The sequence below is a fragment of the Pseudomonas sp. R28(2017) genome (assembly GCF_002112505.1).
GTDB lineage: Bacteria > Pseudomonadota > Gammaproteobacteria > Pseudomonadales > Pseudomonadaceae > Aquipseudomonas.
The window spans coordinates 80028-93189 of the sequence record NZ_NEHW01000011.1; the positions used below are offsets into that span (position 1 = coordinate 80028).

Below are 13162 nucleotides of genomic sequence, written 5' to 3' on the forward strand. Positions count from 1 at the left end.
GGGCTTGCCCGCGAAGGGGTCATCAATGTCAGTGAAAATCCCGGCTTTTCACATCCAGCCCCTGCAGCAAGGGGCTGATGTCTTCCAGCCGCCGCGCAATCAGGTGCCGAACCCCGTTCTCCTGCTCCAGCCGCCCGCTCACCTTGAGCAGCTGCGAGCCCACCAGCGCCCGCCGCTGGCGCTCGGCCAGGTCACGCCAGACCACCACATTGACCATGCCATGCTCATCCTCAAGGGTGACGAAGGTTACCCCGCTGGCGGTCTGCGGCCGCTGCCGCCCCACCACCAGCCCGGCCACGGCAATCGCATCGCCATGCTCGACCCCCGCCAGCTCAGCGGAACTGCGACAGCCCAGTGCCCGCAACCGTGAGCGCAAGAGCCTCAGCGGATGCGGGCCCAGGGTAGTGCCCAAGGTGTGGTAATCGGCAACCAGGTCCTCGCCAACCGTTGGCGCGGGCAACGCGACTTTCGCCTCCGGCAATGCCTGCACCTCGGCGAACAGCGGCAACTGCGGCTGCACCGCTGCCACCTGCCAGCGCGCCTGGTGCCGGTCACGCGCCAGCGCTCGCAGCGCGCCCGCATCGGCCAGCCGGGCGCGGGCTCGGCTGTCGAGGCCGGCACGCAAGCACAGGTCTTCAACATCCCGCCAGGGGCGCTGTGCCCTCGCCTGCTCCAGCCGGCGGGCATCCGCCTCGCTGAAGCCACGGACCTGGCGCAAGCCAAGGCGCAGGGCCAGGTTGCCTTGAGGGTCCGGCTCCAAGGTGCAGTCCCATTCGCTATGGAACACATCCACAGGGCGGACCTCGATCCCTTGCCGGCGCGCCTCCTGCAACAACTGGTCCGGGCTATAGAAACCCATCGGCCAACTGTTGATCAGCGCACAGGTGAAGATCGCCGGCTCATGGCACTTGAGCCAGCTGCTGGCGTAACACAGCAAGGCGAAACTGGCTGCGTGGGACTCGGGGAAGCCGTAACTGCCAAAGCCTTTGATCTGCTCGAAGATGCGCTCGGCGAACGCCAGGTCGTAACCGTTGCGCAGCATGCCCTCGACCAGTCGCTGGCGATGCGGCTCCAGCCCGCCGTGGCGCTTCCAGGCCGCCATGCTGCGGCGCAGCTGGTCGGCTTCGCCGGGGCTGTAGTCGGCGGCGACCATGGCCAGTTCCATCACCTGCTCCTGGAACAGCGGCACGCCCAGCGTGCGTTCAAAGACTTCCTTGAGTTTTTCCGAAGGGTAAGTGACCGGTTCCTGCTTGAGGCGCCGGCGCAGGTAGGGGTGAACCATGTCGCCCTGGATCGGCCCGGGGCGCACGATGGCGACCTCGATCACCAGGTCATAGAAGGTATTGGGCTTGAGCCGCGGCAGCATGGCCATCTGTGCCCGCGATTCGATCTGGAACACGCCCATGGTCTCGGCGCGGCTGATCATCGCGTAGGTGGCAGGGTCTTCGCCGGGGATGGTCGCCAGGGTCAGCTGCCGACCGCGATGCCGCTGCAGCAGGTCGAAACAGCGGCGCAAGGCGCTGAGCATGCCCAGGGCCAGCACATCGACCTTGAGCAGGCCGACCATGTCCAGGTCGTCCTTGTCCCATTGGATCACCGTGCGCTCGGCCATGGCGGCGTTTTCCACGGGCACCAGCTGGTCCAGCGGTTGTTCGGAAATGACGAAGCCACCCGGGTGCTGGGACAGGTGACGGGGGAAGCCGATCAGTTCGCCGGCCAGCACCAGGATGCGCCGCAGCGATGGGCTGCCCGGTTCGAAGCCGGCCTCTGCCAGCCGTTGATCGTCCGGGATACGGTCGCTCCAGCGGCCGCAGCACTTGGCCAGGGCATCCACCTGGTCGGCCGGCAGGCCCAGCACCCTGGCCACATCGCGAACAGCGCCGGCCGCGTGATAGGTGTTGACCACGGCGGTCAGCGCGGCGCGGTGCCGGCCATAACGGCGGAACACGTACTGGATCACCTCTTCGCGCCGGTCATGCTCGAAGTCCACGTCGATATCAGGCGGCTCGTTACGCTCGCGGGACAGGAAGCGCTCGAACAGCAGGCGATGCTCCATCGGGTCGAGCTCGGTGATGCCCAGCACGAAACACACCACCGAATTGGCGGCCGAGCCACGCCCCTGGCAGAGAATGTGCTGGCTGCGGGCAAACGCGACGATGTCATGCACGGTCAGGAAATAGCGCTCGTAACCCAGCTCCTCGATCAGCGCCAGCTCCTTGTCCAGCACTGCGCGCACCTTGTGGCTCGGCCCTGCCGGCCAACGCAGGGGCAAGCCACGCTGGCACAATTCGCGCAGCCAGCTGGCGGGCGTGTAACCCTCGGGCACCAGTTCGCGCGGGTACTCGTAGCGCAGTTCGCCCAGGTCGAAGCGGCAACGCTCGGCGATGACCAGGCTCTCGGCCAGCAGGTCTGCCGGGTACAGATCGGCCAGTTGCTCCAGCGTTCGCAGGTGGCGCTCGCCATTGGCGAACAGGTGGCGCCCTGCCTCGGCCACGTTGCAGTGCTGGCGGATCGCGGTCATGCAGTCCTGAAGCGCCCGCCGTCCGCGCACGTGCATGTGCACGTCACCGCAGGCCACCGCGCGCAGGCCCAGCTGAGCTGCCAGTTCGCGCAGGCGGGCCAGGCGCCGGTCATCCTCGCTGCCGCGGTGCAGGTGTACGCCCAGCCACAAGCGTTCGGCGAACACGCCGCGCAACCAGCGGCCAGTCGCCAGGTCATCGGGATCATCGGCAATCCACAACGCCAGCAACCCCTCATGGTGCTGCTGCAGATCGTCGGCGAACAACTGGTAGTCACCCTTTTCGGCCCGCCGCCGGGCACGGGTGATCAGGGCGCAGAGGTTCTGGTAACCCGTGAGGTCCTGCACCAGCAATACCAGTTTGGGGCCATCCTGCAGGCGCACTTCGCTGCCGACGATCAGGCGCAACTGCTGTTCTTTGGCTGCCTGCCAGGCGCGCACGATACCGGCCAGGGTGCACTCGTCGGTAATCGCCAGGGCCTGGTAGCCCTGCTCGCGGGCGCGGCGGAACAGCTCTTCGGCGCTCGATGCACCGCGCTGAAAGCTGAAATTGGACAGGCAATGCAGTTCGGCGTAGCCCGGCGTGCTCATGCGAACCAGCCCTGCAGCCACAGCGGGCCAGGTTGAGCCAGGTCTTGATAGGCCCAGCCACGCAGGCCATCGCGGGTTTCGATGCGGTAGTAGTCACGGCGCACGTCGCCACCGTCCCACCAGCCCGACTCGATGCGCTCGGCCTGGCCCAGCAGCGTGTGGCCAGCCGCGTCCAAGGCCTGTGGCGTGGGCAGCAGCCAGCCAGGGCGGCTACCGGGCAAGGCCGGCAGGCTGCCCTGGGCGCCCTGCTGCGCTGGCTGCCAGGCGCATTCGGGGCGATGGTCGGCTTCGGCGCGCAGCCCTTTGACGGCTTCATCACCCAGGCGTGCACGCAGGCGTTCGCGCAATTGCTCCCAGGGCTGGGCCTGCTTGGCGCGGGGGTCGAACAGGGCCTGGTGCTGGGGCACGAAGGCTGGCAGGTCGTCGGCGACCAGCCGCAGGTTGCGCACCGGTGCCGGTATACGCAGTGGCTCCAAGCGCCCGCGGGCCAGTTCGAAGAGCATGGCGGCGTCGCGCTCGGCGGCCAGCAGGCCGACTTGCAAGCAGGTGTCCGGCCCTTCGACGTGCTCCAGGTACAGGCAGAAGCGCTGCACGCCGCAATCACGCCCGGCGAGGAAGGCGGCCAGGTCATTGAGCATGCGCCGCAGCGGGAACAGCAAGGCCTGGTGCGATTCGACGTCGAAGTTGAGTTCCAGGCGCGTTTCGAAGCGGTCCGGCGGCTGATAGAAGTCCAGGCCCATGGAACGCAAACCGAGCAGTTGGTCCAGGTGCAACTGCACCTGGGCGGAAAACCGCCTGGCCAGCGCATCGCGCGGCAAGGCCAGCACCTGCCCCAACTGACGCAGGCCCATGCGGGCAAAGGCTTCGGCAGCGTCGGCTGGCAACCCGACCCGCTCGATCGGCATGCGTGCCAACGCCGCCCGGGTCTGTTCGGCGCAGGTCAGTGCCAGGCCGTCGTGGCCGTTGGCAAGCATGCGGGCCGCAACCGGGTTGGTGGCAAGCACGATGCGCTGGCGCAAGCCCAGTGCTGCCAGTTCCTCACGCAGGCGGGCCTCGAACAATGGCCAGGGGCCGAACAGCTGCAAGCTGGAGCCAACTTCGAGCAACAGTGCACGTGGGTAGTGAAGGCTTACCTGGGCACTGAAGCGGTAGGCCCAGGCCGCCAGCAACTGCTGCAGTTGCTCGATGCGGGCCGGGTCGGCCTCGACACAGTGGAAACCATCGGCCAGGGCCCGCGCGGCGGTCAGCGTCTGCCCCGCCCGCAGGCCAAGCGCCGCTGCCGCAGGGTTGACGGCTTGCAACAGGCGACGCTGAACGGGGCCGCCGATCAGCACCAGTGGTGTATCGGCGTCGTCACGCTCGCGCAGGATCGCGTCCAGCGCCAGCTGAGGCAGGAGAATGCAGGCCCAGAGCATGATGCATCAGCCCCGCCCTGGGCAGGCGATGGGCATGGCCGGTGGCATGCCGCCACGGCACTTGAGTACGCGCCATTGTGCCGGGCGCGTATCCACGGCAATGCGCAGCGCGGCGGGCGACGGGTTGTGCGCAGCCTGTTGCGGCCGACAGGCGAAGGCCAGTGCCTGCCCGGTCTCGGCGGCCACCTGCAGGCGGCGCAGGGCGCGGTCATCGGCACGCTCCGGCCAGCACAGCACCGCCGCGCAGCTGCCGGAACGCAAGCACTGTTCGGCCGCCCACAGGGCATCGGTCTGCCCGGCATCGACCTGCACCAGCCAGCGCAGGTCCACACCGGCGGCCTGCCAGGCCGGCGCATAGGGAATGAAGGGCGGTGCCACCAGCACCACCCGCCCGCCCTCAGTGGTCAGACGAGACAGCGTTGGCCAGAGCAGTTGCAACTCGCCACAACCCGGGCTGGCCAACAGCAACTCGCTGAGGGCTGCGGCCGGCCAGCCGCCATCCGGCAAGCGCTGGTCGAGCATCGCATGCCCCGTGGGCTGCAAGCCGGCCGGGCGCGCCTGGCCCTGCCGCCCGCGCCAGACCTGGCGTTGGTCGAGCAGCCGATCGAGATCGACCACCGCGCCCATCAGTCGCGCCTCAGCAGGCCGCAGAACACGCCTTCTATGAAGAACTCGCGCTCAGGGCCTACGTCGATCGGCGCATAAGCCGGGTTGCGCGGCAACAGCCGGTAGCCACCGGGCTGGCGCTGCAGGCGCTTGATGGTGACTTCGCCGTCCAGGCGCGCGACCACGATCTGGCCGTCACGTGCCTCGCCCTGCTGGCGGATGCCGACCAGGTCACCGTCGAAGATGCCGTCGTCGATCATCGAATCACCGCGCACCTTGAGCAGGTAGTCCGGGGTGCGGCGGAACAGGCTGGGGTCGAGCAGCAATTGCTCGTGAGTGCCCAGGTCCGGGCCGATTGGCGCACCGGCTGCCACCTGCCCCAGAACGGGAATTTCGAGGATTTCCGGACGGCGCAGGGGTTCGGCCAGGCGAATGCCCCGCGCCTGGTTTGGCGTGACGTCGATGTAGCCGGCCTGGCACAACGCGGTGATGTGCTTGCGCGCCACGCTACGCGAAGCGAAGCCGAAGCGGCTGGCGATGTCGGCCAGGCTCGGTGGCTGGCCGTGATCGGCAATGCGCTCGCGAATGAAGTCGAGTATTGCACGGCGTTTTGGGGTGAGATTGTCCATGGAGTACATTTGTACTCTTTTCGGCGCACGCTGAACAGCCCCCTTTGTCACCAGGTTTGGTTATCATCCCCTGGCGTTTGTTTTTTTGAATACCTGGATACCTGATGCTGACTGCCCTGCTGTTCGATCTCGATGGAACCTTGACCGACACCGATACCCTGCATTTGCAGGCCTTTCGCCAACTCCTTCACGACCATGACGGCCGCGAGCTGACCCAGGAACAATTCGATGCCCAGGTCAGCGGCCGGGCCAATGGCGAACTGTTTGCCGATTTGTTTCCACTGGCCGATACGGCCGAGCGCCAGGCGCTGGCCGACCGCAAGGAAGCGCTGTTCCGTGAACTGTCACCGGTGCTGCAGCCCATGCCCGGCCTGCTGCGCCTGATGGACCATGCGCGGGCCTGGGACATCGGCATGTGCGTAGTGACCAATGCACCGCGGCTCAATGCCGAGCACATGCTCACCGCCATGGGGCTTGGGGCACACTTCGAGCATGTGCTGGTGGCCGAGGAGCTGGAGCGGCCCAAGCCTGATCCGCTGCCCTACCTGACCGGGCTGCAGCGACTGGAGGCGATGGCGGGTGAGGCGCTGGCGTTCGAGGATTCGTTGCCGGGAGTGGCTGCTGCGAGTGGGGCCGGGATCTTTACCGTGGGGGTGGCTACCACCCAGACGCCGGAACGGTTGCTAGCTGCCGGCGCGAAGCTGGTGGTGAAGGATTTCAATGATCCAGCGCTGTGGGCGTTGATCGAGACCCTGTGCTCGCCTTGAGTTATTGATAGGGGCACAAATCGAGCGCCGCGCGGGCGGCGCTCGATCTCACAGGCGCCACACATCTCCAGCCAGGCACCCTGGACCACTCATCGCCCATCCATCAGGGCTGTCGATTCCCTACCCGCCAAATCGACCACTAGCTGAACCCCACAGCGGAGTCAGCACCATGAGCACCCCCGATCAAAACCACCCGGTCGCCTCTCGCGCCCAATGGCTGGCCGCCCGCCGCCAACTCTGGCTGCACGAAAAGGCCTTCACCCACCAGCGCGACGAACTCGCCGCTGCCCGCCGTGCCCTGCCCTGGGTCAAGGTCGAGCAGCCCTACCGCTTCCAGGGCCCGGATGGCGAGCTGAGCCTGGCCGACCTGTTTGCCGGGCGCAGTCAACTGCTGGTCTATCACTTCATGTTTGCCGACGGCTGGAGCGAAGGCTGCCCAGGCTGTTCGTTCCTGGCCGATCATTTCGATGGCGCCAACCTGCACCTGGCCCATCACGACGTCTCGCTGGTCGCCGTGTCGCACGCGCCCTACCCCGAATTCCAGGCCTTCCGCCAGCGCATGGGCTGGCGTTTCCCCTGGTATTCATCGCACGGCAGCGGTTTCAACGAGGACTTCGGCGTCAGCGTCGGCACCGAGGGCCCACGCCAGTACAACTATGAGCCTTACACTGGCAACGAGGCCGAACTGCCAGGCCTGAGCGCCTTCTACAAAGACGCCGACGGCACGCTTTACCACACCTACTCCACCTACGCCCGCGGCCTGGACATCCTGGTCAACACCTACAACTTCCTCGACATCGCCCCGCTGGGGCGCAACGAAGCCGGGACCATGGACTGGGTGCGGCACCATGATCGCTACACGGAGCAAACCGGCAAACCGCACTGCTGCCACGACTGATGGAGTCAGCCCCTGACGCCCAGCATGCCGCGCTCGACGATGAAATCGATCACCGCCTGCAGGCCTTCGCCCTTCTTCAGGTTGCTGAAGGTCCAGGGGCGCTGCGGGCGCATGCGCTGGGTATCACGCTCCATCACTTCCAGCGAGGCACCCACGTAGGGCGCCAGGTCGGTCTTGTTGATCACCAGGAAGTCCGACTTGGTGATGCCGGGGCCACCCTTGCGCGGGATCTTCTCGCCCTCGGCCACGTCGATGACATAGATGGTCAGGTCGGCCAGCTCCGGGCTGAAGGTGGCGCTGAGGTTGTCGCCACCGCTCTCGACGAAGATCACCTCAAGGTTGCCGAACTTGCGCGCCAGCGCCTCGACCGCCGCCAGGTTCATCGAGGCATCCTCGCGGATGGCGGTGTGCGGGCAGCCACCGGTCTCGACACCGACGATACGCTCAGGCTCCAGGGCGCCGGCCTCGGTGAGGATGCGCTGGTCTTCCTTGGTGTAGATGTCGTTGGTGACCACGGCGATCTGGTAGTGATCGCGCATGGCCTTGCACAGGCATTCGAGCAGCGCGGTCTTGCCAGAGCCGACCGGGCCGCCGACACCGACGCGCAGGGGTTGCTGATAGCTTTGCATGTAGGCAGTCCTCAGGAACGGAACAAACGGGTGTATTGGGTTTCGTGACGCGAAGAAGCGATTGCCAGCAGCGGCAGGCCACCGCCGAGCTGGTCATCGGCCAAGGCCAGGGCCTGGTCCAGCGCGCCGGGCAGTTCGGCGCCCAGGTCGCGCAGCAGGGTCTGCGCCGCCTGCTGGCCGAACGGCACCAGCTTGACCCCGGCCATCACCGCACCCTCGAGCCAGGCGAAGGCATGTCCAAGGGCGAGTTGGCGCAGCGGGATCTGCCAGTGTGCGGCGAGCCAGGCCATGCCACCGAGCTGGCTGAGTTCGAGGCTGGCGCGCCAGGCCGGGTCCTGGCCCAACTGCCAGCCATCGAGCAGGCGTGCCAGGGCCGAGCCGCGTTGCTGTTCTTCCAGGCGCAGTTCGGCCGTTTCGCGGTTGGCCAGCAGAAAGCCGCTCCAGTGCGCGAAGGCGGCCGCATCGCCCAGCTCGCAGGCGCGGTACAGACGCGCCAGCACGGGCCAGTCCAGACACGCCAGGGTGTCGTGCAGCTGCTCGCGTTGCCAGGCGCTGAAGCTGGCGGTGTCACGCACCCAGCCCGCTTCAACGGCCCACTCCAACCCTTGCGAGTAGGTGAAGCCACCCACCGGCAAGCCGGGGCTGGCCAGCTGCAGCAGGCGCAGCAGTGCCAGGTCGCTGTTCATCAACCGGCCAGCACCAGGGCGGCACCGGCGAGCATGCCGCCACCGAAGGCCTTCTGCAGGCCGCTGTGGCGACGCAGCAGGCAACCGACGCCGAAGCCGACGGCCAGCAGCAGGCCGCTGACGGTGACGAAGCCAGCGCTGAACATCCAGAAGGCGCTTGGCGTGGCTTCGACGCCATGGGCCCAGCCGTGGAACAGGGCGAACACCGGCATGGCCAGGGCCAGCAGCAGCTGGCGGCTGGGCAGCAGCACGGCAGCGGCGGCGACCAGCACCGACACCGCGATCAGGGTCTCCATGCCCAGCACATCGCCAAACAGGTGGCCGCACACGGCACCGGCGAACATCGAGGCCAGGGTAGCCAGCGGCAGGGTCAGGTTGCGCCGGGTCAGTGCGGCCAGCACACCGGTGCCCAGCAGCATCAGCAGGTGGTCGAGGCCGGTCAGCGGGTGCAGCAGGCCGTCGTGCAGCGGGCTGCCGTCATGGCCTGGGTGGGCGAAGGCCGGCAGTGCGACCATCAGCAGGGCAAGGGCGAAAATCTTCTTCATTGTGGGCTCCTTGGATGAGCGATTCAGGAATGGGCTGGCAGGCGTACGAACGGATGGTCGTTGCCGTGGCTGTGGCTGTGCGGTGCGCTCTGGTAGGCGCCGGCTTCCGGTTCGAACGGCGCCTGCTCGGCCTCCACCGTCAGGCCCAGGCCGCGCAGCATGTCGTCGAGCACATGGTCATGCTGGTAACGCAGCAAGCCCGGGTCGATCTGCAGCGGGACGTGGCGGTTGCCCAGGTGGTAGGCGGCGCGGGCCAGCAGGTGCGGGTCGGCACAGCGCACGGTCGATACGGCTTCAGGTGCAGCCAGTACGCGGATCACCTGGTCTCCCGAGGCGTCGGCGAGCAACTCGCCGCCGCGCAGCAGGTGGCCACGTTCGAGCATCAGGCCGGCTTCGCGGCCGTCGTCGAGGGTCACGCGCAGGCGGCTCTTGATGCGGCTGTCGACGTCCAGGGTCACACTCCCGGTGACGGTGTCGGATGCTTCGATCCGGCGGGTCAGGACAATCATCTTCACTCCTTCAGAACAGGAAATAACGCTGGGCCAGCGGCAGTTCGCTGGCCGGCTCGCACACCAGCAACTCGCCGTCGGCGCGCACCTGGTAGGTCTGCGAATCGACTTCGATCACCGGCTGCAAGGTGTTGTGGACCATGTCGGCCTTGCGCACCCGGCGGCAGCCATGGGCGACGCCGATCAGGCTCTGCAGCCCCAGTTCCTGGTGCAGGCCACGGTCCATGGCGGCCTGGGGCAGGAAGGTCATGCGCGTGGCGTGACGGGCCGCGCCCATGGCGCCGAACATGGGCCGGTAGTGCACTGGCTGCGGGGTCGGGATCGAGCCATTGATGTCGCCCATTGGCGCGGTGGCGATCATCCCGCCCTTGATCACCAGGGCCGGTTTCACCGCGAAGAAGGCCGGCGACCACAGCACCAGGTCGGCCAGCTTGCCCACCTCCACCGAACCGACTTCATGGGCGATGCCGTGGGTCAGCGCCGGGTTGATGGTGTACTTGGCGATGTAGCGCTTGACCCGGAAGTTGTCGCTGTAGCCGGTGTCCGGCGCCAGCGGGCCACGGCGCAGCTTCATCTGGTGCGCCACCTGCCAGGTGCGCAGCACCACTTCGCCGACCCGGCCCATGGCCTGGGAGTCGGACGAGGTCATGGCGAAGGCGCCCATGTCGTGGAGGATGTCCTCGGCGGCGATGGTCTCGCGGCGGATGCGTGACTCGGCGAAGGCCACGTCCTCGGCAATGCTCGGGTCCAGATGGTGGCAGACCATGAGCATGTCCAGGTGCTCGTCGACGGTGTTGACCGTGTAAGGCAGGGTCGGGTTGGTCGAGGACGGCAACACGTTGGCCTGCCCTGCCGCACGGATGATGTCCGGTGCGTGGCCACCGCCAGCCCCTTCGGTATGGAAGGTGTGGATGGTGCGGTCACCGATGGCCGCCAGGGTGTCTTCGATGCAGCCCGACTCGTTCAAGGTGTCGGTATGGATCGCCACCTGGATGTCCATCTCTTCGGCCACGCCCAGGCAGCAATCGATGGCGGCCGGGGTCGAGCCCCAATCCTCGTGCAGCTTGAGGCCCACGGCGCCGGCGGCAATCTGCTCGCGCAGCGCTTCGGGACGCGAGGCGTTTCCCTTGCCCAGCAGGCCGATGTTGATCGGCAGGCAATCGGCGGCCTGGAGCATCCGCGCCAGGTACCAGGGCCCTGGGGTGCAGGTGGTGGCATTGGTGCCGGTGGCTGGCCCGGTGCCGCCACCAATGAAGGTGGTGACGCCGCTGGTCAGCGCCTCTTCTACCTGCTGCGGGCAGATGAAGTGGATGTGCGAATCGATGCCACCGGCGGTGACGATCTTGCCCTCGGCAGCGATCACTTCGGTGCCGGGGCCGACCGGCACGTTCACGCCCGGTTGCACATCGGGGTTGCCGGCCTTGCCGATGACCGCGATGCGCCCGTGCTTGACGCCGATATCGGCCTTGACGATGCCCCAGTGGTCGATGATCAGGGCATTGGTCAGCACCAGGTCCATGGCCTCGGCGGCGAGCATCTGACCCTGGCCCATGCCGTCGCGGATGACCTTGCCGCCACCGAACTTGACCTCTTCGCCGTAGATCGTGAAGTCCTTCTCGACCTCCACCCACAGCGCGGTATCGGCCAGGCGCACGCGGTCGCCGACGGTGGGGCCGAACATGTCGGCGTAGGCCCGACGGGAAATACGGCTCATGCCCTGCCCTCCAGCGCACCCATCACCTTGCCCTGGAAGCCATGCACTTCACGCTTGCCGGCATAGGCCACCAGCTGCACGGTGCGCGACTGCCCCGGCTCGAAGCGCACGGCGGTACCGGCGGGGATATCGAGGCGAAAACCCCGGGCCGGTTCACGCTCGAACACCAGCGCCTCGTTGACCTCGTAGAAGTGGTAGTGCGAACCGACCTGCACCGGCCGGTCGCCATGGTTGGCCACGCTGACGCTGACCGTGTCACGGCCGACGTTGAGTTCGATGTCGCCAGCGGCGACCTGAATTTCACCTGGGATCATGCTGGGCTCCTGCGCCAGGTCAGACGATAGGGTCGTGTACGGTCACCAGCTTGGTGCCGTCGGGGAAGGTCGCCTCGACCTGCACGTCATGCAGCATCTCGGCGACGCCCTCCATGACCTGCTCGCGGCCGATCACTTCGCGGCCCAGGCTCATCAGCTCGGCCACCGTGCGGCCATCGCGGGCGCCTTCGAGCACCGCAGCGCTGATCAGCGCCACCGCCTCCGGGTAGTTGAGCTTCAGGCCACGGGCCAGGCGCCGTTCGGCCAGCAGCGCGGCGGTGAACAGCAGCAGTTTGTCTTTCTCTCTCGGGGTCAGCTCCATGGCGCTCTCTCAAGTGGCCCAGATGCGCGGCGGGCACGCGGCCAGGCCGATAACGGCCGGGCGCAGGGCATGCCAGAGGCGCTGCAGGGTGTGTTGCAGGTGTTGGTTGTCGTGATCGAGCAGGCGGATCACCAGCAGCGAGCCGAGCAAGGTCGCGCCTGCGGGGGTGTCGAGTTCATCGAGCAGTGCGCGCACCTGCTCCAGCACGGCCGGGGTCGCAGGCGCTGCGCAGAAGGTGGCGACCAGCGGGTGGCCGCCGACCTTGGCCAGTTGCCCGCCTGCGATGCGCAGGCGCTCGTGCAGGCCGGGGTCGCCGGGCATCTCGATGCACAACCGGCTGTCCAGTGCGCCTTGCTCGAAGCGCTCGTGCATCACTGGCCGGCCCAGGCACAGGGTTTCCCAGGCCAGCAGCCTGGCGCCGGGTTCGAGGGTGAAGCGGCTGTCGAGGCTGGCGCGCGCGCCGTTGAAGAAGATGCTGTCCTGTGGCAGCCATTCCAGGGTGCTGCCGGCCTGCAGGTGGAAGCGCTGGGCCAGCCGCGCGGTGGGGCCGATGCTGCGGTAGAACTTGCTGGCGCCCGGCATGGTCAGCAGCGCGTGGCTACCCGGCTCGAGGTGGATGTCCAGCTCCAGGCGGTCGCCGGCGACGATGCCGCCGGGCGGGTGAAGTACATAGACGTGGCACGGCGCACCCTCCGGATAAAAGGGGCGCTGCACCAAAAGCGGGCCGAAATGCCGCCGCGCACCAAGGCGGGTCACGCCATTGCGCTCGACGAAGCGCAACTGCAGGTGGGCGCTCCATCCTGCATCTTGTTCAGATTGTTCCACCTGCTTTGCCAGTAACATCCTATAGCCCTTGAATTCCGTGGCTTGCCGATCGATCAAGGGCACTGGCGCCATGCAGCGCGATGCTGGCAGGCTGACCACTCGATCAAATTTCGCTGGCTGGATATAGCAGGTTGCGGGCCAACTACGCAGGTGAATGCAGATGAAATCTTCCTGGCGAAGGCTCTGGCATGGGG

14 protein-coding genes are annotated in these 13162 nt (G+C 67.2%); 2 read left to right on the plus strand and 12 right to left on the minus strand.

The window, feature by feature from the left end; genetic code table 11:
* Window positions 1-28: 28 nt before the first annotated feature.
* The 4 genes from CAF78_RS19435 to lexA are packed head-to-tail and all read right to left on the minus strand — an operon-like array spanning window position 29 to window position 5768.
* Window positions 29-3109: an error-prone DNA polymerase gene (locus CAF78_RS19435; protein WP_085676933.1), complete on the minus strand. Its 3081-nt coding sequence runs from the start codon at window positions 3107-3109 to the stop codon at window positions 29-31.
* Window positions 3106-4524 (minus strand): DNA polymerase Y family protein, encoded by a 1419-nt coding sequence (locus tag CAF78_RS19440; RefSeq protein WP_085676934.1) that lies wholly within the window; start codon window positions 4522-4524, stop codon window positions 3106-3108. The genes CAF78_RS19435 and CAF78_RS19440 overlap by 4 nt, the downstream gene beginning before the upstream one ends.
* A gap of 6 nt (window positions 4525-4530) precedes the next feature.
* Entirely contained in the window at window positions 4531-5151 is a 621-nt protein-coding gene (gene imuA / locus CAF78_RS19445; RefSeq protein WP_085676935.1) for a translesion DNA synthesis-associated protein ImuA, read from the minus strand.
* Window positions 5151-5768 carry a transcriptional repressor LexA gene (gene lexA / locus CAF78_RS19450; protein WP_177408552.1) on the minus strand — a complete coding sequence of 206 codons (618 nt, stop codon included), beginning with the start codon at window positions 5766-5768 and terminating at the stop codon, window positions 5151-5153. The genes imuA and lexA overlap by 1 nt, the downstream gene beginning before the upstream one ends.
* Window positions 5769-5863: 95 nt before the next feature.
* Here lexA and CAF78_RS19455 point away from each other — a divergent pair, with 95 nt between their 5' ends.
* On the plus strand, window positions 5864-6526 hold the full coding sequence (locus CAF78_RS19455) for an HAD family phosphatase (protein WP_085676936.1): 663 nt from the start codon (window positions 5864-5866) through the stop codon (window positions 6524-6526).
* Between the two features lie 169 nt (window positions 6527-6695).
* Window positions 6696-7424: a thioredoxin family protein gene (locus tag CAF78_RS19460; RefSeq protein WP_085676937.1), complete on the plus strand. Its 729-nt coding sequence runs from the start codon at window positions 6696-6698 to the stop codon at window positions 7422-7424.
* A 5-nt stretch (window positions 7425-7429) separates the two neighbouring features.
* Here the strand turns inward: CAF78_RS19460 and ureG are convergent, their stop codons facing one another.
* From ureG to CAF78_RS19500, 8 genes are read right to left on the minus strand one after another with little or no spacing between them, the layout of a single operon-like run.
* Window positions 7430-8053 (minus strand): urease accessory protein UreG, encoded by a 624-nt coding sequence (gene ureG / locus CAF78_RS19465; RefSeq protein WP_027916761.1) that lies wholly within the window; start codon window positions 8051-8053, stop codon window positions 7430-7432.
* Between the two features lie 11 nt (window positions 8054-8064).
* Complete coding sequence (locus CAF78_RS19470) at window positions 8065-8739, minus strand: urease accessory protein UreF (protein ID WP_085676938.1); 675 nt, start codon at window positions 8737-8739, stop codon at window positions 8065-8067.
* Window positions 8739-9284 carry a HupE/UreJ family protein gene (locus CAF78_RS19475; RefSeq protein WP_085676939.1) on the minus strand — a complete coding sequence of 182 codons (546 nt, stop codon included), beginning with the start codon at window positions 9282-9284 and terminating at the stop codon, window positions 8739-8741. Before CAF78_RS19475 ends, CAF78_RS19470 begins: the two co-directional genes overlap by 1 nt.
* Before the next feature lie 23 nt (window positions 9285-9307).
* Complete coding sequence (gene ureE / locus CAF78_RS19480; RefSeq protein WP_085676940.1) at window positions 9308-9793, minus strand: urease accessory protein UreE; 486 nt, start codon at window positions 9791-9793, stop codon at window positions 9308-9310.
* A 10-nt stretch (window positions 9794-9803) separates the two neighbouring features.
* Window positions 9804-11507: an urease subunit alpha gene (gene ureC / locus CAF78_RS19485; protein ID WP_085676941.1), complete on the minus strand. Its 1704-nt coding sequence runs from the start codon at window positions 11505-11507 to the stop codon at window positions 9804-9806.
* The gene (locus CAF78_RS19490) at window positions 11504-11821 is read right to left on the minus strand and encodes an urease subunit beta (protein WP_085676942.1); all 318 of its coding nucleotides are present in this window, start codon (window positions 11819-11821) and stop codon (window positions 11504-11506) included. The genes ureC and CAF78_RS19490 overlap by 4 nt, the downstream gene beginning before the upstream one ends.
* A 19-nt stretch (window positions 11822-11840) precedes the next feature.
* Window positions 11841-12143 (minus strand): urease subunit gamma, encoded by a 303-nt coding sequence (locus CAF78_RS19495; protein WP_027916767.1) that lies wholly within the window; start codon window positions 12141-12143, stop codon window positions 11841-11843.
* 9 nt (window positions 12144-12152) lie between these two features.
* A complete protein-coding gene (locus tag CAF78_RS19500; RefSeq protein WP_085676943.1) occupies window positions 12153-12986 on the minus strand; it encodes an urease accessory protein UreD in 834 nt (277 codons plus the stop codon).
* Between the last annotated feature and the right edge of the window lie 176 nt (window positions 12987-13162).